Source organism: Micromonospora sp. MW-13 (assembly GCF_003434305.1).
Taxonomy (GTDB): Bacteria; Actinomycetota; Actinomycetes; order Mycobacteriales; family Micromonosporaceae; genus Micromonospora.
Map to the genome: position 1 here is coordinate 1 of NZ_QKKX01000135.1, position 324 is coordinate 324.

The 324-nt window shown below is 73.1% G+C and carries 1 protein-coding gene; it reads left to right on the top strand.

The window, feature by feature from the left end; genetic code table 11:
- Window positions 1-324 (top strand): hypothetical protein (locus C5N14_RS32540; RefSeq protein WP_207892968.1); only part of this gene is annotated, 324 nt, incomplete at both ends.

Sequence of the window (324 nt, forward strand, 5' to 3'; positions counted from 1 at the left end):
TTTCTTCGACACGGTCGTGTTGCCGGTCGACGGCACGTACACCCTGCTGCTCAACCCCGACGGCGCCAGCGTCGGCCAGGTCGCGGCGCAGGTCCACCTGGTGCCGCCGGACGCCACGGCGAGCACGAGCCCCGGCGGCGCCGCGGTCACCCTCACCACGACCGTGCCGGGGCAGAACTCGGTGGTGTCGTTCGCCGGCACGGCCGGGCAGCGGGTGTCGGTGCAGCTCACCGGCGGCACGTACGGGACGTACAACGCCTCGGGGGTGATCCGTAAGCCGGACGGGTCGAGCCTGACGGGCAGCGCGTACTGCGGGGCGTCGTG